19 protein-coding genes are annotated in these 18,792 nt (G+C 35.3%); 5 read left to right on the top strand and 14 right to left on the bottom strand.

Annotation, left to right across the window (positions count from 1 at the left end):
• Nucleotides 1–64 precede the first annotated feature (64 nt).
• On the top strand, nt 65–394 hold the full coding sequence (locus ACQKN4_RS13470) for a YrdB family protein (RefSeq protein ID WP_079560244.1): 330 nt from the start codon (nt 65–67) through the stop codon (nt 392–394).
• Between the two features lie 28 nt (nt 395–422).
• On the opposite strand, the gene ACQKN4_RS13465 is transcribed toward ACQKN4_RS13470, so the two are convergent.
• The 7 genes from ACQKN4_RS13465 to ACQKN4_RS13435 form a co-directional block, all read right to left on the bottom strand.
• Nucleotides 423–1,370, bottom strand: coding sequence for an MBL fold metallo-hydrolase (locus ACQKN4_RS13465; RefSeq protein ID WP_427483910.1), 948 nt, complete (start codon nt 1,368–1,370; stop codon nt 423–425).
• A gap of 105 nt (nt 1,371–1,475) precedes the next feature.
• Complete coding sequence (locus ACQKN4_RS13460; protein WP_079560242.1) at nt 1,476–1,697, bottom strand: hypothetical protein; 222 nt, start codon at nt 1,695–1,697, stop codon at nt 1,476–1,478.
• Between the two features lie 11 nt (nt 1,698–1,708).
• The gene (locus tag ACQKN4_RS13455) at nt 1,709–2,779 is read right to left on the bottom strand and encodes a LolA family protein (protein WP_427483909.1); all 1,071 of its coding nucleotides are present in this window, start codon (nt 2,777–2,779) and stop codon (nt 1,709–1,711) included.
• Nucleotides 2,779–4,224: a HAMP domain-containing sensor histidine kinase gene (locus ACQKN4_RS13450; RefSeq protein ID WP_427483908.1), complete on the bottom strand. Its 1,446-nt coding sequence runs from the start codon at nt 4,222–4,224 to the stop codon at nt 2,779–2,781. The genes ACQKN4_RS13455 and ACQKN4_RS13450 overlap by 1 nt, the downstream gene beginning before the upstream one ends.
• The gene (locus ACQKN4_RS13445; protein WP_079560240.1) at nt 4,221–4,919 is read right to left on the bottom strand and encodes a response regulator transcription factor; all 699 of its coding nucleotides are present in this window, start codon (nt 4,917–4,919) and stop codon (nt 4,221–4,223) included. Before ACQKN4_RS13445 ends, ACQKN4_RS13450 begins: the two co-directional genes overlap by 4 nt.
• Before the next feature lie 261 nt (nt 4,920–5,180).
• A complete protein-coding gene (locus ACQKN4_RS13440; RefSeq protein WP_427483907.1) occupies nt 5,181–6,197 on the bottom strand; it encodes an inorganic phosphate transporter in 1,017 nt (338 codons plus the stop codon).
• A 15-nt stretch (nt 6,198–6,212) separates the two neighbouring features.
• The gene (locus tag ACQKN4_RS13435; RefSeq protein ID WP_079560238.1) at nt 6,213–6,833 is read right to left on the bottom strand and encodes a DUF47 domain-containing protein; all 621 of its coding nucleotides are present in this window, start codon (nt 6,831–6,833) and stop codon (nt 6,213–6,215) included.
• A 411-nt stretch (nt 6,834–7,244) separates the two neighbouring features.
• On the opposite strand from ACQKN4_RS13435, the gene ACQKN4_RS13430 reads away from it, so the two are divergent.
• A complete protein-coding gene (locus ACQKN4_RS13430) occupies nt 7,245–8,012 on the top strand; it encodes a sulfite exporter TauE/SafE family protein (protein ID WP_427483906.1) in 768 nt (255 codons plus the stop codon).
• Between the two features lie 116 nt (nt 8,013–8,128).
• On the top strand, nt 8,129–9,511 hold the full coding sequence (gene nhaC / locus ACQKN4_RS13425; protein WP_427483905.1) for a Na+/H+ antiporter NhaC: 1,383 nt from the start codon (nt 8,129–8,131) through the stop codon (nt 9,509–9,511).
• 203 nt (nt 9,512–9,714) lie between these two features.
• Here the strand turns inward: nhaC and ACQKN4_RS13420 are convergent, their stop codons facing one another.
• A complete protein-coding gene (locus ACQKN4_RS13420) occupies nt 9,715–10,557 on the bottom strand; it encodes an LCP family protein (RefSeq protein WP_427483973.1) in 843 nt (280 codons plus the stop codon).
• 141 nt (nt 10,558–10,698) lie between these two features.
• Entirely contained in the window at nt 10,699–11,343 is a 645-nt protein-coding gene (locus tag ACQKN4_RS13415) for a helix-turn-helix domain-containing protein (RefSeq protein ID WP_427483904.1), read from the bottom strand.
• Between the two features lie 742 nt (nt 11,344–12,085).
• Between ACQKN4_RS13415 and ACQKN4_RS13410 the strand changes: the two genes are divergently transcribed.
• Nucleotides 12,086–13,552, top strand: a complete 1,467-nt coding sequence (locus ACQKN4_RS13410; RefSeq protein ID WP_427483903.1) for a copper amine oxidase N-terminal domain-containing protein — start codon at nt 12,086–12,088, stop codon at nt 13,550–13,552.
• 66 nt (nt 13,553–13,618) lie between these two features.
• Here the strand turns inward: ACQKN4_RS13410 and ACQKN4_RS13405 are convergent, their stop codons facing one another.
• Together ACQKN4_RS13405 and ACQKN4_RS13400 are read right to left on the bottom strand one after the other, a co-directional pair.
• Entirely contained in the window at nt 13,619–13,969 is a 351-nt protein-coding gene (locus ACQKN4_RS13405) for a hypothetical protein (RefSeq protein WP_079560232.1), read from the bottom strand.
• A gap of 383 nt (nt 13,970–14,352) precedes the next feature.
• The gene (locus ACQKN4_RS13400) at nt 14,353–15,303 is read right to left on the bottom strand and encodes a sensor domain-containing diguanylate cyclase (protein WP_427483902.1); all 951 of its coding nucleotides are present in this window, start codon (nt 15,301–15,303) and stop codon (nt 14,353–14,355) included.
• A gap of 361 nt (nt 15,304–15,664) precedes the next feature.
• Between ACQKN4_RS13400 and ACQKN4_RS13395 the strand changes: the two genes are divergently transcribed.
• Nucleotides 15,665–16,423: a class I SAM-dependent methyltransferase gene (locus tag ACQKN4_RS13395; protein WP_427483901.1), complete on the top strand. Its 759-nt coding sequence runs from the start codon at nt 15,665–15,667 to the stop codon at nt 16,421–16,423.
• Between the two features lie 92 nt (nt 16,424–16,515).
• On the opposite strand, the gene ACQKN4_RS13390 is transcribed toward ACQKN4_RS13395, so the two are convergent.
• The 3 genes from ACQKN4_RS13390 to ACQKN4_RS13380 all read right to left on the bottom strand — a co-directional run bounded on the left by ACQKN4_RS13390 (nt 16,516) and on the right by ACQKN4_RS13380 (nt 18,425).
• Nucleotides 16,516–16,929: a GNAT family N-acetyltransferase gene (locus tag ACQKN4_RS13390; protein ID WP_427483972.1), complete on the bottom strand. Its 414-nt coding sequence runs from the start codon at nt 16,927–16,929 to the stop codon at nt 16,516–16,518.
• Nucleotides 16,930–17,142: 213 nt separating this feature from the next.
• Entirely contained in the window at nt 17,143–17,466 is a 324-nt protein-coding gene (locus ACQKN4_RS13385; protein WP_079560229.1) for a YnfA family protein, read from the bottom strand.
• Nucleotides 17,467–17,687: 221 nt separating this feature from the next.
• Entirely contained in the window at nt 17,688–18,425 is a 738-nt protein-coding gene (locus ACQKN4_RS13380; RefSeq protein WP_427483900.1) for a sulfite exporter TauE/SafE family protein, read from the bottom strand.
• Between the last annotated feature and the right edge of the window lie 367 nt (nt 18,426–18,792).

Genomic DNA, 18,792 nt, shown 5'->3' with positions numbered 1-18,792 from the left:
GTGAACGGTATTTTATCAGCGATTATGTTTACCCTTTTAAAAAACTATTTTTCGGAGGGATCATATGGTGTTGAATTTAGTTCTTCGCTTTCTATTAGAAATTTGCGTGTTAATGGCTTATGGATATTGGGGTATACAAACTGGGAAAGGCATATTCTTCAAGCTCTTACTTGGGGTTGGAGCACCCGCTTTGTTTGTAGTTCTATGGAGTATGTTTGGTTCTCCCAAAGCAACATTTCCATTGAGTGGGATTTCGCATTTTATGTTTGAATTTGTAATATTCTCGCTAGCCGTCATAGCACTATATGCAACAGGTCAAACAAAATTAGCTTATGTATTTGCTATACTAATCATCATTAATCAGATTTTATTGTCCGTATTTCATCAACGCTAAAAAAATCCACTTTTTCAAAAGTGGATTTTCAGCTTTTTTGAAGGTATGTGTATACCGTTGTAAGGTTAGCTTTAATACCGTTTACGCCCTTCCACTCCCTAAACGTTTTAGGTACATCAAATTCAGAAATAAAATCTTCCAGTGACAACTTTTGTTGAAGGGCCTCTTTTGCTTGTTGAGTCATATAAGATAAATAATCAATTAACGTATCGCATACAGTCAAATCTGCAACATTACCATGACCAGGAACAATTATATTGATATCGATTTGTTTAACTTGCTTTAATATGTTCAAAAATTCTTCTGGGTTATAGATCGGGACATGTAAATCTTCTGTCACTAAATCCCCCATAAAAGCTATTTTTTCTTTAGGTAAGTACATAAATGTATCACTCGGTGAATGTCCCCCACCTAAACAGTATAATTCCACAGTTTTATCGGAACCTGTGATAGTCAGTTTTTCTTCAAACAACATGGATGGTAACACAATTTGTAATTGAGATAAATCATCCAAAACCTTCGACATTTCTTGATATTGGTTGATTAAACTCTTTTTAATAATGATGTCCTCTGTTGAATCAATTTTACTTTTTAGCTGAAGCAGGTATTGATTCATATCCTGCTTTTCCTTCTCGTAGTCTTCAATCTTATTCTTTTCTTTGAACAATTTCTCCGTTACATATGTAGAAATAATTGTTGTATCCGAAAATACTTGATTCCCAAAAACGTGATCCCCGTGATAGTGACTGTTAATCAAATACTTTACTTTCTTACCGGTTAAACTTTCAGCTTGGCGTCTTAACTCTTCCCCCGCTGAAGGAGTACTTAGCGAATCAAAAACTAGAAGTTCGTCACCTAAATCAATGATTCCCGCATTACTCCAAGCACCTTGACCTGGTTTAGCAACCGCAGCATAAACACCGTCACATAAATGATGCAAAGTAAAATAGTTTGTTTCTATAATCTCCCGTCCCATTCATAGTTCCCCTTTGAAGTTTTTACATATTATAGCATTTATACTTGTAAATAAATCAAGATATAAAAGAAAATCCACTCTTTTTCAAAGTGGATTTTCCTCATATTAGATGAGGCGTTTAATTTTCGTTTCATATAGAGCAACTATTAGTAAGCCACCAAGTATAGGGATTAGAGAGCCAAAACTGAAATAAAAACCTTCATCATTGAATTGTCCTAAGAAATGAAATTGCAGCCACGGAACACCGTATGTTTCACCTACACCGTATAAAAAAACTGTGCTAAATAAAAACAACGCAAGACATTTAATAAATTCATTTCTTTTCATTTCAATTCACCTCATTTACCGATGATCATTTGTTCTGCATAGGCTTTAAGGTCTTCGATTGTTCGCTCAGGGTTTTCATTCATAATGCCATATTGATAACCATTTTCCTGCCAGCCAATATAACGGAATTTTTTCTCGTCCATGGCAGTCCCTTTTTGACCTCGGATGTCTATTTCTTTTTCACCTAAAGTAGGATCAACCTCAGGTGCATTACCACTTGCTTTAAAAACTGTTACTGAAATTTCTTTCTGACTGTTCTTTGTATAATTAAAAGTATATTCTGAACGTCCTTCTATCCCTTTATCTAATGAAATATCCTCCAAAATTAAACCATTTTCTTCTGGCACCATTAATAATTCACCAAGCTCTCCTTTCACTGTATCGATTGTTACCGACTCAGTTTCATGCCCGCTAATTTCCTCGACTTTTGCATCCTTTGGAATATCAATTGTAAATTGTGCATCATCAATTTTTGCACTGTCGTCTAGTTTCGTATACTCTGATGTTATTTTATTTCCAGCACTATTCGTTATAGTTTTTAACGTCACCCAAGTTTTTTTATCAATCCATACTTCAATATCACCTACTAAAGTATCGTCTTTTTTGGCTTTCGCTACAATTTTATACGTATCTCTTCCAGCAACCTTCTCCTCCCCTCCCATTTTCACATCATGTGTATCCTTTACTAAATTAAATAATGCTTCTGCCTGATCTCTTGGTGATTGAAATACAACCGGACCACCTTCATCTATATCCATTTTATGAACAGTGTTTTTTACAACATCATATAAAGTGACTTGTGAGCCATTATTGACTGTGATGACATGCTCACCATTTTCAGCTGTTATCTCAACACGTCGTTTACCATCTTTAGTCCACTCCTTAACTTGAGCTTTTCCACCAGCCTCATCCATATCCATCTTGTATTCTGCGTAATAAGTAAGTGGTTCTTTCGTTTCCTGTAATGCTTGGTCAATAATTTCCTGTGGTGAATATGCCCCCTCCGTATTACATCCTACTAAGCTAAATGTTAGCGCGGCAACTAAACCTGCTGCACGTAATGATTTTTTCCAATCCATCATCAATTCTCTCCTTTAAATGGTGGCAACCAGCAAAGTACAGCTGTTCCATAGTCTTCTTTTGATACCAGCTCGACTGTCCCACCATGCTTTTCTATAATTTGTTTTGCTATATTTAATCCTAGTCCAGTGCCGCGCTCCCCAGCCTTTGTTCGTGCTGAATCTGCTTGGTACATGGGCTCAAATAACTTCTCAATATCCTCTTTTTTTACACCTTGCCCCTTATTTTGCAAGATGATATACATACCGTCTTGCTTTCTTTGGGCTGCCCGTACAAAATCAAAGCACCATATTGGACACTCTCCAGCATTCACGGCTGCTAAGCCTATCGTTGTACCTACAGCTCCATAGCGCCAAGCATTGCTCATTAAATTGTCGATCACCCGTTGAAGTTGCTTCGGATGGACTGCATACATACCTTCTATGTCACAAGTGACTTCAAGCATAAATCCTCGATCCTTGCATAGCTGCTCATAATCAGACAATGCCATTTCAAAAAACTCGGCCCCATCTACTGCAACAAGTTCTAAATGATAGCTTGTGGATCGCAGTAAAGTGAACATTAGTAAATCCTCTAACATCTGCTTCATCGTTTCGGACTTTGTTAATATAATTTGTCGGTACTCATCTTGTTGTTCTTCTGATAGCGCCTTGCTTTGTAAAGACTCGGCATACGCTTGAATAGCTGTAAGAGGGGTTTTCAAATCATGGGAAATACTCGCAATCATTAGCTCCTTTTGCTGTTGTTCAACTTTTAAATGCGCTCGTGCGGCTTCAATTTCGTCCTGCATGGCCAGAAAGGTTTGAGCAAGTTCCCCGATTTCATCTTTTCTTGCTTCTAAATTCGATTCCACATGCTCCCCTTTTGCAAAAGCACGCATTTGCCTCATTAGTTCATGTAACGGTCGATTTAATTTACGATTAAGCAGCATCATAACTGCAAAATAAATAAGGAGGAATAATAGTATAGAGCTGGCTATTACAAGCCAAGAACGACTTTCTACACCCTTTACCCAATCCGTCCGAATTAATTGAATTTCATATACCCCAAGCAATTCCGCATCTTGATAAACAGGTTCTTTATACGTAAAGGCATTGTAATTTTGCTTTAGTTCATATAAACCTTTTAAAATAGTATCCCTAGATTCATAGTCCGATTTCAATGGATTTGAGGAATACAAAAGAATGCCTGATTTTGTGTAAAGTGTAATGGCGAGTTGATCATTCGATAATCCTTCAATCTCTTGTATATCCGCATTTTTTTTATAATGCGCAGGATCTTCAAGAATGGATTTCACCTGATTAAGCTCTGTCATTTTTTCGAAATACTCTGCAACGTTTTTATCTTGATAATAGGCATTAATCCACACATAAAGGCTATAAGCACCTGTTATCGGTAACACCATCACGATGAAAAAAGTGATGAGTAACCAAGTTTTTATTTTCATAGCGGTTCACCAATGAAGCGGTAGCCCTTGCCCCAAACTGTTTGTATATAATACGGGGTTTTGACTGGGTCCTTTAACTTTTCTCGTAGCGCCTTTATATGTACTGTGACTGTATGTGTTTCATCTACGCTCGCTTGTTGCCAAATATGCTGATATAATTCTTCTTTTGAAAAAGTTTGGTTTGGATTTTTCGCAAGTAGTTTTAACAGCGCAAATTCCTTCTGTGTTAAGGTAAGCTCTTTATCATGAAGGCGCACTGATTCCTTTTGCCAATCCATTTTTAAGCCTTGTGCAAAGGATGTAACATCTTCTGTTATTTCTTTTTTCGTATAACGTTTCCAACGACGTAAGTGTGAGGCGACACGTGCCTTTAACTCCTCTAAGCTAAACGGTTTCGCAATATAATCATCAGCGCCCTGCAAGCCCTCAACCTTATCTGCCTCTTCCTTACGCGCACTCATCATTAAAATAGGTACATCACTTTCCCAACGAATATTTTGACAAACAGTAAGACCGTCCATCTCCGGCAACATCCAATCGACTAACACTAAATCAAATGTATCAGCTTGAAAATCAGCTAGCCCTTCGAGTCCTGTTGTTGCCCAAGTAATTTGGTAACCTTCTTGCTCAAGCGTTTCCTTCACAATACGTCCAATCGCCGTATCATCCTCAATCACTAATAGCTTTTCTTTCATCTGACTTCCTCCTGCACTAACCTTACTATGTAAAAAGACATTTTTTCTGAACTTTATACTTTCTTTATAATTACCATAGATCTGGCTTTCCGTCACTTCTCGTTTTTTATCCGTCGCTCAGCTCGGTCTATCCGTCGCCTGTATTTCTTTCCCCCGCTCTAGTTGGAATCCGTCGCTTCACCTTTGAATCAATCCATCAATCCTATCCAATAAAACAAATAAAAAAAGGAATGCACAAATTGCGTGCATTCCCTCATTATGTTAGAAAAATAAACTTAAGATATAGTAAATAGTTGCAGCCATGACTGCGGAAATAGGCATCGTGATTACCCATGTTGTTATGATTTTTCGTGCCATGCCCCATTTAACACCTTTTACACGATGTGCTGTACCTACACCCATAATAGATGAAGAAATAACATGTGTTGTAGATACTGGCAAGTGAATTAATGTCGCACCGAAAATGATGGATGCAGAAGCAAGGTCTGCCGCAACACCGTTTACTGGACGGATTTTCATGATCTTACCACCGACTGTTTTGATGATTTTATAACCACCTACAGAAGTACCAAGACCCATCGCACATGCTGCTGCAAAACGTACCCAGAAAGGAATATCGTCTGTATGGTGCAAGCCTCCTGCAATTAAAGCTAGCGTAATAATCCCCATCGCTTTTTGCGCATCGTTTGTACCGTGAGTAAATGATTGTAAAGCAGCTGTACCAATTTGCAATGTCCGGAACCCTTTATTCGTTCGATATAAATTCATATCCTTAAATAATACTTTGAATAAAGACATCATTAAGAAACCACCTGCAAACGCAAGTAATGGTGAGAAAATAAGTGCCTGAAGGATTTTTATAAAGCCACTATAGTTCAATATATTGAAGCCTGCCGCTGCAATGGCAGCACCTGCCACAGAACCGATCAATGTATGCGATGAACTAGACGGAATTCCAAAGTACCACGTTACTAAGTTCCATGTAATCGCTGAAAATAATGCCGCTAAAATAACGACAGAACCTGTAGTATCCCCAATATAAGAATTTAAGCTGAACGGGTCAACAATATCCTTTGTTAATGCTTTCGCTACCCCAACGAATGTAATAGCTCCAATGAAGTTCATAACCGCAGCCATATATACTGCTGTACGTGGCTTCAATGCCCTTGTTGATACAGAAGTTGCGATCGCGTTGGCTGTATCATGGAAGCCGTTAATAAAGTCGAATACAAGTGCAAATATAACGACTAATATTGTTATCAGTAATATCGTATCCATTTAGTACTCTCCATCTTACGCGTTACGCATAATTATTGTTTCAATTGTATTTGCTACTGTTTGACAGCTGTCAGCTATATCTTCAAATTGTTCGTAAATACTTTTAAACACCATGATGCGCATTGGATCCTTTTCTTGAATAAATAATTGTTTCATCGAAGAACGGAAAATTTCATCACATTCACGCTCATAGTCCTTAATTTGAATAGCATGTTTACGCATTTCAACAAGCTTTTTACTATTTAATAGCTCCATTGCTTGGACCATTTCGTCTGTGCTTTTCGCAATATATGTTAAGAATTGACGCATCGGCTCTGTCACTTCTGTTAAATTATACATATCAAAATGAGCAATACAGCCTTCCATTCCATCAATAACATCATCTAATTTATTGGCAAGTGCTAAAATATCCTCACGCTCAATTGGTGTCATAAATGACTTATTTAACATCACAATAAGTTCGTGAATTAATTTATCTCCACTTGTTTCATAGTCCTTCATTGTGTCTGCGATTTCTTTTAGTGCATCTATATCTTGAATACGCGCATTGTGAGCATAATAAATACCTTCTTTGACATTTTTAGAAATATTTAATAATGCTTTAAAAAATGGATCTTGCTTGTTTGAGTTGAACATCATGTTCCTCCTGTTGAATGAATATTGTCGATTTCTGCAATCATCATAACAAAACTTTCACATACTTCTACATATTTTTAAACATAAACGAGTTGAATTTACAAAAATGTAATATAAAATTTGCCACAATTATTTCTAGGTACTTTTCCAAGTTGAAAACGTTGGAAACTCGATAACAAAAATGAACGTTTTTTCTTTAAATATACCCATTATTTCTTTTATTTTTATAAAAATACTTGAAAAACTTTTTTCCTTCCTATTTTTTTCATCTTTATTAATGTTAAGGAATTGTAAACGAAATTTACATTAGAAATGAAAAACTCCATTGCCATTTATTACAATTCGCAGTACTGTTATAAGAAAAGTGTAACTTACACAATATGCGTGAAAGAAGGTTGTGAGTATATACATATGGACATCGATTTACAATCACTTACAATACTTTTAGTACTCGGCTTTATCGCATCCTTTTTAAATGCGATTGTCGGTGGCGGAGGGTTAATTTCATTACCTGCGCTTATGGCGGTTGGTTTACCACCAAGTACAGCGATTGCCACAAACAAACTCGCCAATACAATTAGTAACGGGACTAGCATGTTAACTTTTTTACGAGCTGGCAAGGTCGATGTAAAAAAGAATCGAAAAATAATACCTTTTATTTTTATTGGTTCATTCATTGGTGCCTATACTGTGCATCTTGTATCACCTGCTATTTTAAAGCCTCTAATGCTTGTTATGCTCGTCCTTGTTACCTCTTATACGGTTTTTAAGAAAGATTGGGGACAACAACCTGAAGAGCGGATTTTAAGTACTAGGAAGAAAATCATCTTTGTCGGCGCTTTTGCTGCTGTTGGCTTTTATGATGGTTTCTTCGGACCTGGTACTGGTTCTTTTTTTATTTTCATTTTATTAATGATGGGCAATGATTTTTTGCAAGCTGCGGGTAATGCAAAAGCTTTTAACTTCACCTCAAACTTAGCAGCGCTTGCTATGTTTTTACTTTTAGGAAAAGTGAATTTTTTATATGGCCTACCGATGGGCTTTGTCATGATTTTCGGTGCCATACTAGGTTCAAAATTTGCGCTGAAACGCGGGACAAAAATGATGCGTACTATTTTTATCATCATGACCTGTATTTTAATTGTCAAAAATACTTGGGATTATTTCAGTAGCCATTAAAGTCGCTACTAAAAGGAAAAACACTACTGATATCATTGACAAAATGTTTCTGCATGCTATAATACTTTTGGGCTTCAACGCATTGAAGTGAAGAAGTAACTGTTAGGAGGATTAGCATGTTTCGAATTGAAGCAAAGAGTAACCCTCGATTTATCGAGGCAAGCTTTATTATACTTTTAATTATTGCCGTGATGGCATACAGTATTGGGTATTTAAAGGCGACACCCCATATACCTATTTTTCTTGTCATTTCACTTTTAATTGCATATGGATTACTAAAAAAAGTTCCGTTCCGTGAGCTTGAAACTGGTATGATTGCTGGTGCAAGTGCTGGACTTGGGGCAGTTTTTATTTTCTTCTTTATCGGTATTTTAATTTCTAGTTGGATTATGGGTGGTACAATTCCAACACTTATCTACTATGGCTTTTTAACTGTTTCACCAAGCTTTTTCTTTGCCATCGTATTTTTAATTTGTAGTATCGTCGGTGTTTCAGTTGGGAGTTCTTTAACGACTGTTGCGACAGTGGGCGTTGCTTTTATGGGGATTGCTGGTGCAATGGATATCTCTTTAGCTATAACGGCTGGTGCGATTGTTTCCGGAGCTTTCTTTGGGGATAAAATGTCTCCCCTATCGGATACAACAAATCTTGCATCTGGTACAGTTGGTGTAGATCTTTTCGAGCATATTAAAAATATGGGTTGGACAACGATTCCAGCTTTCTTGATCTCATTCATCCTTTATGCAATCATTTCGCCAACAGATGGAAATACTTCATTTGAAACAGTTGAGCTATTTAAAGAGGGCTTACTGTCAACTGGACTTATTCATTGGTATACATTATTACCAATTGTTGTTCTCGTTATTATGACTTTTTATAAAGCACCTGCGCTTATCACACTCGCAGTGGTCTCCATTCTTGGTGTCGGACTTGCCTACATACAAGAACCGATTGCCTTATCGAATGTCTTTAAAATCCTTTTTGAAGGCTATGTATCTACTACAGGATATAAAGATGTAGATGCACTACTGTCTCGTGGTGGTATGAACAGTATGCTATTTACAATTGCCTTAGTCTTATTAGCATTAACAATGGGCGGACTATTATTTACGCTCGGCATTATTCAAAGTATTTTAGCGAAGGTCGAGAGCTTCTTTAAGAGCGCTGGCTCTGTTATTACGGGTGCTGCCATTACTGGGATCGGTGTGAACACATTAATTGGTGAGCAATATTTATCTATCCTACTAACGGGTGAAGCTTTTAAAGCACAGTTTGCAAAAGTTGGACTTGCCCCTAAAAATCTTTCCCGAGTTATGGAGGACGCAGGGACAGTAGTCAATCCTCTTGTTCCGTGGAGTGTTTGTGGTATTTTTATTGCTAGTGTACTAGATATACCAACAACATCTTACTTGCCATTTACCTTCTTCTGTCTACTCGGACCAATTTTGACGATCCTATTTGGTTGGAGCGGTAAAACATTAACAAAGCTTGAAAAATAAGATTGGTAGCTGATGAATGAAATCGTCAGCTACCTTTTCTATAGCATGAAATGAAATAAATTCGCTAGTAGCAGATTGGAATATGTAGTAACTTATCTTGATAATGCAGTGATATCTAATTATAGAAACAAAAAGAGTATGCTTTGAAAACTGTTCAAAACATACTCTAATTTTATTGTGTTGCTAACTTGATACCTTTTCACTTAAGATGAAATTTCGTCTGTCTTAGCCATTTTTTCACTGTCCTTCGATGATAAAAACTCCTCTAACGCCTGTTTGTTCTTATCTAAGTTAATATCTAAAACATCTCCTACATTCGTACGTTTATCTTCATAAGAATTTGCAACTGGAATTCGTAAAGTGTCCATACTAGATTTTCCATTTACAATCCCTTTTCCAATGGTAAGGATTGTTTTATTATCAACATTTGTATCAAAATATGAATCTGCAACACCAAGTAATTTTGGCAAATTCATTAAGCTTGAAACACCGATTTGTTCTTTCACCTTTGTCAAAACCTCTTGCTGGCGTTCCACTCGTCCAAAATCACTTAAACGGTCGTGGCGGAATCGTACATAGCCTAATAACCCGTCACCATGTAAAGTTTGTTTTCCAGGATGTAAGGTCATACCAATTCCATAGGACATTTCATATGGAATATCAACTTCAATTCCATCCGGTGCTAAAAGGTCAATAATTTTAGGGAATCCTTTAAAATCCGCGATAGCGTAGTAATTAACATCAATATCAAAATTTTGCTTAATTGTTTTCCTTACAAGTTCAGGACCTCCAAAGGCAAAAGCAGCATTTATTTTATTCATTCCGTGCCCTGGGATGTCAACATACGTATCTCTCATGATAGAAATAAGTTTTACATCATTCGTCGTTTGGTCATAGTGTGCAATCATTAACGAATCCGATCTACCATCCTCGTCCCTAGCGTCACTTCCCAGTAATAGCACATTAATCTGACCAAATTGCACATCTGCACCTTCAAATGGGTCATACGCCTTTTCGTTATCTTTAATATGACTATCGTCTGCCATAGCCAATCCACTCTTGTATTGATAAACCGAATAAATAAGCCCTGCTACGATTACTAATGCGAATGCTAAGAACAAATTTCTTAGCCATTTACGGCTCTTTTTGCTTTTTTTCATCCATATCCACCTATCATTAACTCTAAATTATATTTTTAGTAATGCCTTTGAAGTAAGTTGTACAGCTATGGCATCGTCTAAATAACCAACAGCAAATAGATAATCAGGTATAACATCTACTGGAATAATAAAATATAATAATGTACTTCCAATTACAGTTAGTTCAAAAATTGTGCCCTTTCCTAATGAGAATTTCTCATATAACTCTTTTAATTTGCTTATAAACGGACCTATGCTACCTACACTCTTAATTTTTTCATCAAAATCCTTATGAATCGAACTTTTACCTTCTTCTGTTTGCGCATATAATCCATAGCTTTCTAGTTTCTGTTCAACATGTGCTACCGAAAATTCATCATCATAAACATTTGAAGATTTAAGTAGAGCCTGTATTGCGTCAACAGACGTATGCATATCTGAATCTGACTCTTCTTGTCTCTGTTCTATAGCGTATCCTGCTGCTTCAAAAAGATTGATTAACGGAACGCCAAGGCAGTCAGCAAATTTTTCTAAATGTTGTGGGGTCGCTTTTCTCTTTCCATTTATTATCCGTGAAATCGTAGCTGTATCGATTCCAGTGAGTTCACTAAACTTCCGCATAGATAATGAACGTTCTTTTAATAATTCTCTCAGCAATACACCAAGAGTAATACTGTTTCTCTGCTCAGCCATCTTTGATTCCTCCTTCTTACTGTGACTAACATACATTAAACAGTTGTATATAAAATTATCATTATCAAGAAGTTTATTATCACGTTGACATTTTGTCAACACTTAAGATAAATTCTACCCATTTGCGTCCAGTTTCGACCTTGTGATTGCACAAAGATCTCCTGCTGAAAGAAGTTAAAGGAACGCTATAAAAGCAATTATTAACAAAATTACTCCACTAATGCAACAGTTATTGAGATGACAAGCGCTAATTACCCAAGTCACTGAACCACATCCCTTATTTTTTTATCCAATAAACGTTGACAAAAAAACAACACATGAGGGTGAAATTTTTTTGTGAACAATTGTATTTGTTTAGCTGGGACTGGTACCACTCCAAAGCAAATAAATTTACGGTCACCAAAAAGACCTAACGACATATTCATTTATTCGCAAGGTCGGGTTAGATATAACCATTATTATTTGCATCTTGATTCGTTATATATTTAGGGTAAAAAGTCGCTAGTTGTCCATCTATAATTTAATATACTGCCCTGATACATAGTTCATTAATATTCATCAACAATTACCTTAAAATAATATTTATACCAATTTCATGAAGTTGAAATTTAATTTCCATCAGCTATTTAGTATTTTTTCTTTAAGATATAATCCTTTAAAACTAGGTTAATTTATCCTTTTGTTGATATTATAGTTATTTATTTGTATAATAATACAATATTATTTTAAAGGAGTGTCATTATTGAAAAAACATATTTTAAGTTTATTTCTTGTGATGTTTGCTATGGTTGGATTCGCTTCAACAAGTCATGCATCAGATACGATTTATTTAGAATCTGGCAACACACATTCAAACACACTAACATCTTCAGATGAATCACAGTGGTATCAAATTAATACTACGCAAGATAGTGATGTTCATATTTATTTAGCAAATACTACTGCGCCAATCAATTCCTCTCTATATGATAGTAATAAAAATTTTATTGGAATTATTGCTTGGAATGTCTCATCTACTTTCCAAACTTTAAAAGCAGGTACATACTATATCGAAGTTAAGCCTGACCATTGGGATGATAGATATTCTAGTGGTTCTTATGAAATTAAAGCGACGTATGGTAGTGGAAATGTAACTCATGATTCGACTACATTTGAACCTAATGATACGCGTGAATATGCTTTCCCTATACAGTCAGGAAAAAAGATTTCTTCTTTACTTTCAAATGTGTATGACTTAGATTTCTATAAGTTTAGTACGACTGTAGACAGTGGTGATGTTCATATTTATTTAGCAAATACTTCTGCACCAATTAAATTTGATCTATATGATAGTAATAAACAATTAATTGCTAGTAATAACTCTTCTCTTTCCCAACCTTTAAAAGCTGGTACATATTATATTAAAGTTTATGATTTCTATTGGGATAATAAATACTCTTCTGGTACGTATGACTTAATTGCGACTTATTCTACAAATTCCAAAGAGCACAATCCATCAACATTTGAACCTAATGATACGCTTGAAAATGCTTTCCCTATCAAGTCAAATGCTCCAATTAAATCTCAATTGTCAAATAGCGACGATATTGATTTTTATTCAATTACGTTAAATAAAGAAGGCAATGTTAACGTCTCGTTATCCGATACTTCAGCGCCAACACGTTTTAAAATTTATGATGCAAATAAAAAATTGTTGGATTATAGCTCTAGCTCACAGTCTTATTCAAAATATTTAGCAGCCGGCACATACTATATCGAAGTTTACGCTGACTATTGGGGTAATCAATATTCTTCTGGTACGTATACTTTAACTGCTGGTTATCCAAACGCAACAACAAAAAGTAACGAGATTTTATTATATTTAAACAGTAAAACAGCCTATATAAATGGTAAAAGCAAAACGCTTGCTGTTGCACCTTTCACTAAAAAAGAAACAACATTAGTTCCTTTACGCTTTGTAAGTGAAGAACTTGGTGCAAAAGTTGACTGGAATTCTAAAACCAATGATATTACAGTACAGTTAAACGGTTCAAAGATCGTATTAAATACTAATAGCTATCTTGTAACTGTTAACGGCAGTTACAAGACACTTCAAGTAAAACCTGAAGTCATAAATGGCACGACATTTGTTCCACTTCGCTTTGTAAGTGAAGCACTTGGTAAAACTGTACTTTGGAACGCTAAAAACAAGAGCATTTTAATAAAATAATTACAATAAAAATCTCTAGTAAACAAGGAGCTTACTTTGTTTACTAGAGATTTATTTGATACGGATTCAGGCAGTTTTTTTAACTTTATTTTTCTCTCGTTCTTGAGCGACTTTCTCTAATAGTTGAATAAATTTTTTCTGTTCTTTTTCGCTACTCTTTAGTAGATAAACACGAATAGAGCTTTCTAAATACTTTCTAACATGTATATTGATAAAGAAACTGCTATGATGCCGGTCATCTTCATATAAATCATTGAACCATAAAGATAACCTTAATTTCTTTATATTGCGCTCAATTTTTCGGGAGTCTAAGCCTGTGTCAGGCATAAAAACATTTGTTGAAGTTAATAGACTAATTGCTACACCTATTGAGTAAATAGCTGCTAATCCTAACCATTTTAGTAAGAACCTTTTCATTATGAATGAATCTCCATCTATTTTTATTACTAGGTTGCATTGCTTCGAACTATTGAATATGTACTGACGAACTAAAAGTCCGCTATGAAATTATAGCATAAAAATCTTACCTTTCTTTCCCCGCCCGGAACTTTTTTATAAAAATTTGATAGTTACTAAATTTACAGAAGTCCAGGTTCGGCCCCTAGTGAAACAATGATACACTTGAGAATACAAATTCAGGAACACCCCCTCAAAGCGTACCTAGAACTAAAAACAATTCCTTCAATAGCAAAAAGTCACCATTTTTACTTTCGAAAAATGATGACTTTTTATTATGTCCCAAGCTCTCTTTTCATAAGTGCACTTCCTTATAGTGCGGTTTACTGCGTCAACATAACAGGCTAAACCTTTTCCTTTAATAATTTTCTTTTCTTCTTATTTTTATACATCTTCGCATCTGCTTGGCTAAACAACTGCTCCATAACGCCGTAAGAGGAATTGCTATATTCATATCCGATAGATATTTTAATCGATGAGAACGGCAAATCTTTATAGTTTCTTTGCATTTTCATCTCAACATTTTTTAAATATTGCTCGACTTGTAAAACGCTTTTATTTGGAATAAGAATAGAGAATTCATCACCACCGATTCTTGCTATAAGCATGTCATTATCTGCATAAGCTTCCAAACAAGCTGCTGTTTCACAAACTAATTTATCTCCCATTTGATGACCATATTCGTCATTAACCCATTTCAGCTCATCTAAATCTGCTAGGACTACTGTAATCGGGTCGTTGCGTTCGTTAAAATGAGCCATCTTTACTTGAAAATAATCACGATTATACAAATTTGTTAAGGCGTCATGAGTAGATTTGTACTCTAATTGCTGTTGTAATACGATTTTATCATTAATATTTCTAAATAAACCTTGTATAGCTACAAACTTGCCGTCCTTATAAACAGGCGTAGCATATTCTTCAGACCAAATATATTCCCCTAGATGATTTCTTAAGCGTACCGTAATAGGCTGGTTAAAATTAAGTGTCCCTACTATTTTCTTTACTAAAATCTCATAATCATCTGGATGGATTATTTCGAAAATTTTATCAGGATCCTGTACATGATCTCTTAATGCATTTGGACCAAGGAGATTATTAACAGTAGGACTTAAATATAGATATTTCAACTTAGGAACCGTCTCACAGTAATATAAAATATCACGTATATTTTCAACCGATTCCACCAGTGGTTCTAATAACTCTACTTTTTGTTGAAGCTTAAATTTTTGATAATGTAGGCGTATACATATTAGTAAAAGTCCTATTATTATCCCCCCAAAAAAAATCCACATAAAAAAACCACCCTCATTTAAATTGTGAAAATTCATTTTCCCGAAAATTACAACCGAATCTATTTTCCAATTTTTTTCAACATAAAGTAAATTATACCTTCATTTTACCTATAACAAAATGCTTATATATTATTTATACAATTCTTCCATATAATATAATAAAAAAATGACTTAATTGAGTAGCTGCACAGGTAAATCAATACTTTAGGACTTTCATTTTTACCGCACTTACTTATGATACGGTCTACCGAAACTATTAAACCGGTCCCCCTATATTCCAATGTGGAATCAAAACTAATCATTTTACGCATTTCTGTACAATTAAACTCTCTGTTATGCTCAAACAAAGGAGATGAGGGAAATGACACCAAAATGGAATGCGAATTTATATGATCAAAAACATGACTTTGTTTCAAAATTTGGAGGAAGCTTAGTTGATTTGCTGGCTCCACAAATAAATGAAAGAGTTTTAGATGTCGGCTGTGGCACTGGTGACTTAGCCCATGAAATTGCTACTCATGGCGCCCATGTTCAAGGGATAGATGCCTCCCACGATATGATTATTGCTGCACAGCAAAAATATCCATCCATTACGTTTTTCACAATGGATGCTACAGCACTTCATATAACCAATCAATTCGATGCTGCCTTTTCAAACGCTGCATTACATTGGATGAAGCATCCGGATGCGGTCATCAAAAACATTCACAGTGCACTTAAACAAGGTGGTCGCTTCATCGCTGAAATGGGTGGACACGGTAATATTGCTTCTATTGTTTGGGCGCTTCAAAAAAGTATGGAAGAATATAACCTTCCTTATATTGAGGAATATTTCCCGTGGTATTTTCCAACTGTAGAAGAATATCAATCGAAGTTGGAAGGTGCTGGATTTACAGTTGACATGATTTCACTATATGAACGTCCAACACCGCTTCAGGGCGAGAATGGGCTACGAAATTGGTTAGTAATGTTCAGCACTAATATGCTCCAGCATTTATCGGAAACTGAAAAAGAACACATTTATGCAAAATGCGAACAATTATTAAAGCCAATGCTTTATCAGAATCATCAATGGGTTGCTGATTATTGCAGATTACGTTTTGTTGCTATAAAAAAATAACAATCATCTCACACATGAAATCGTAGAAAGCATTGACGAATAATTAAGCACGAAAAAACGCTTGGAATATATCCAAGCGTTTTTCTAACTATTTATTTGTTTGAAATTCCCGATTGCATTTCGTAATTCCTAACAAGCATACCGTTTGATTTGATCATGCCAAACTCTTCATAATAAGGAACTAAGTCATTGTCACAACACAAATCAACCATATAAATATGATCAAGTTCCTTTAACATTTGATTGACTAATTCCTTGCCAATACCTTTTCCTTTATAATCCGGCAAAACTTCAAGAAACGGAATATAAGCGGATAGAACCCCATCGCTAATCGCTGTAATAAATCCAACTACTTGGTTCGCATGATCGTCTAAAGCAATAACTACTTTACTACTATTTTTTAGCAACTTTAAGTGAGTTTGGGGATTTGGTGGATTCGGCCAATCCACAAAAAAGCCGTTCAACATCTCATCCGAAATTCCATCAATAGAATTTTTGTATTTCATCATATATCAACTCCTAAATTATTTTAAATTTTTTTAGGTAGATGATACACATCAATAATAAAGTAGCAAAATTGCAACCCCCATACTTTTTCGGCATTATTACAAATATTCGATTCAAATTCTAAAAATCCTCTAATTTGATTTTTACACTAAATTAATGAAAAATTGGCCTTTTTTAGCTTAATGTTCTACTTTAATCACTTTAACAATCTATCAAGAACGAGGTAATAAAATCACCATCACACCAATCAAACAAATACCAGCTCCAACCCAATCTAATATGTCTGGTTTTTCTCCGTCTATTCCCCAGCCCCACAAAATGGAAAGGACAATAAAGACACCTCCATAGGCAGCATAGACCCTCCCAAAGGTTGGAAAGGATTGAAAAGTAGCGACTACTCCATATAAAGCTAACGCAATTCCGCCTAAAACGCCCCAGTAAAATGGTTTACCTTCTCTTAACCAAAGCCATATTAAATAGCCGCCTCCAATTTCCCCAATACCTGCAAGGATAAATAATAATGTTGCACCTATCATTTTTTTCACTCTTTCTATTCATATTTATAAGAAAATTTGCATTGTCTGCTCTATTATACATAAAAGCACTTTCCAATTAACGAAATCAAAAAAATTCGCTTTTCTCCTGTGCAACCAAAAGCAAAAGGTTGTTTATTTTAACGGGAGAAATGCGAAATATTGTAAGTACATATCGCTATTTTATTTTTACTTTACTTCTCTTCTTTTTACTTTCTTCCACTTTAATACAACCCCCAGTAAATAATTGTATCCGTTAGGCCGATTAGAATAAGAATAATCCCCGCTACGACTTGAATCACTCTCCCCATTTTCATGCTTGTACGCATAATAGACCTTTTTGCGTCAAATAAATGGATTAGCCCCAGCATCACTAGAAGTGGCACAGAGGTTGCAATTCCAAAAACGGCCGGCAAAACTACCCCATATGAAGAGGTTACAACAGTAGGCATTAACCATACGAAAAATAGTACAAACATCGTAGGGCAAAATGCAATGGAAAAACTAGCCCCCATCAGAAAGGAGCCCAATTTTCCCTCTTTTAAAACAGCAGGAATATAAGTAGGGATTCGATTTAAAAATTTTAATTTTAAAACTCCAATTAGGACGAGCCCTGTTATTAGCATGATTGGACCAATAGCTTGACGAAAAATTGGAAAATACTTTGTCATCTCCGTTTCAAAGGACTGACCGAATAGCCAGGCGAATAAACCTATTAAACTAAAAACAACGACTTTCCCTAATATAAAGAAGACAATTTCCTGCCAATTGTTTTTCATTCGCAAAGATCGATTCCCATAGAAAGTGATAGCACTCATATTCCCCGTTAATTGACAAGGTGCTAAAGCTCCTACTAATCCGAGAAGAATTGCTATTATGAAGGGGGAATGTTCATAGGCGTTTAAAAATACTGTAATAGGTTCACTGATAGTTTGACTAATTTTCGATATTAAACTATACATACATACACCTTCTCTTTTATAACTTACCCGCATTAGCAAGTTTATCCCAATTTACCCCTTCATCTTTCGTTACTATTAAACTCAAAAAAAGTATTTTTTCTGCTTTCATTTTTCTTACTCCTCTAAACTAGTTATGAACGCCGATATTCCCCTAGTATAGAAGGTAAATATGAATAAATGATGCAGATTAACGTAAAAGTTCAATATTATTTGCTAATTGTTTGTAGATTGAATGACAAACCGCTAAAAACGCCTCTATATCCGCTGTTACATATTTCGTTTTCGAAACAATATGGGAACATTCCATTAACGAATAACTATGAAGCAATTGCTAATGAGAATCTGCCTTAGTACACTCTTTGATATC

The organism is Lysinibacillus sp. NPDC093692 (assembly GCF_050280125.1).
GTDB lineage: Bacteria > Bacillota > Bacilli > Bacillales_A > Planococcaceae > Lysinibacillus.
Note: the sequence above shows the minus strand (reverse complement) of the source record. Positions and strands in the feature narration are given on the sequence as shown.

Excerpts from the sequence above, each read along its gene's own strand:
- ACQKN4_RS13385 (WP_079560229.1), bottom strand. The coding sequence starts at position 17,466 with ATGATAGGTGCAACATTATTATTTATCCTTGCAGGTATTGGGGAAATT.
- ACQKN4_RS13450 (WP_427483908.1), bottom strand. The coding sequence starts at position 4,224 with ATGAAAATAAAAACTTGGTTACTCATCACTTTTTTCATCGTGATGGTG.
- ACQKN4_RS13430 (WP_427483906.1), top strand. The coding sequence starts at position 7,245 with ATGGACATCGATTTACAATCACTTACAATACTTTTAGTACTCGGCTTT.
- ACQKN4_RS13460 (WP_079560242.1), bottom strand. The coding sequence starts at position 1,697 with ATGAAAAGAAATGAATTTATTAAATGTCTTGCGTTGTTTTTATTTAGC.
- ACQKN4_RS13455 (WP_427483909.1), bottom strand. The coding sequence starts at position 2,779 with ATGATGGATTGGAAAAAATCATTACGTGCAGCAGGTTTAGTTGCCGCG.
- ACQKN4_RS13405 (WP_079560232.1), bottom strand. The coding sequence starts at position 13,969 with ATGAAAAGGTTCTTACTAAAATGGTTAGGATTAGCAGCTATTTACTCA.
- ACQKN4_RS13415 (WP_427483904.1), bottom strand. The coding sequence starts at position 11,343 with ATGGCTGAGCAGAGAAACAGTATTACTCTTGGTGTATTGCTGAGAGAA.
- ACQKN4_RS13380 (WP_427483900.1), bottom strand. The coding sequence starts at position 18,425 with ATGTATAGTTTAATATCGAAAATTAGTCAAACTATCAGTGAACCTATT.
- ACQKN4_RS13400 (WP_427483902.1), bottom strand. The coding sequence starts at position 15,303 with ATGTGGATTTTTTTTGGGGGGATAATAATAGGACTTTTACTAATATGT.
- ACQKN4_RS13445 (WP_079560240.1), bottom strand. The coding sequence starts at position 4,919 with ATGAAAGAAAAGCTATTAGTGATTGAGGATGATACGGCGATTGGACGT.
- ACQKN4_RS13470 (WP_079560244.1), top strand. The coding sequence starts at position 65 with ATGGTGTTGAATTTAGTTCTTCGCTTTCTATTAGAAATTTGCGTGTTA.
- ACQKN4_RS13390 (WP_427483972.1), bottom strand. The coding sequence starts at position 16,929 with ATGAAATACAAAAATTCTATTGATGGAATTTCGGATGAGATGTTGAAC.
- nhaC (WP_427483905.1), top strand. The coding sequence starts at position 8,129 with ATGTTTCGAATTGAAGCAAAGAGTAACCCTCGATTTATCGAGGCAAGC.
- ACQKN4_RS13440 (WP_427483907.1), bottom strand. The coding sequence starts at position 6,197 with ATGGATACGATATTACTGATAACAATATTAGTCGTTATATTTGCACTT.
- ACQKN4_RS13435 (WP_079560238.1), bottom strand. The coding sequence starts at position 6,833 with ATGTTCAACTCAAACAAGCAAGATCCATTTTTTAAAGCATTATTAAAT.
- ACQKN4_RS13395 (WP_427483901.1), top strand. The coding sequence starts at position 15,665 with ATGACACCAAAATGGAATGCGAATTTATATGATCAAAAACATGACTTT.
- ACQKN4_RS13465 (WP_427483910.1), bottom strand. The coding sequence starts at position 1,370 with ATGGGACGGGAGATTATAGAAACAAACTATTTTACTTTGCATCATTTA.
- ACQKN4_RS13420 (WP_427483973.1), bottom strand. The coding sequence starts at position 10,557 with ATGGCAGACGATAGTCATATTAAAGATAACGAAAAGGCGTATGACCCA.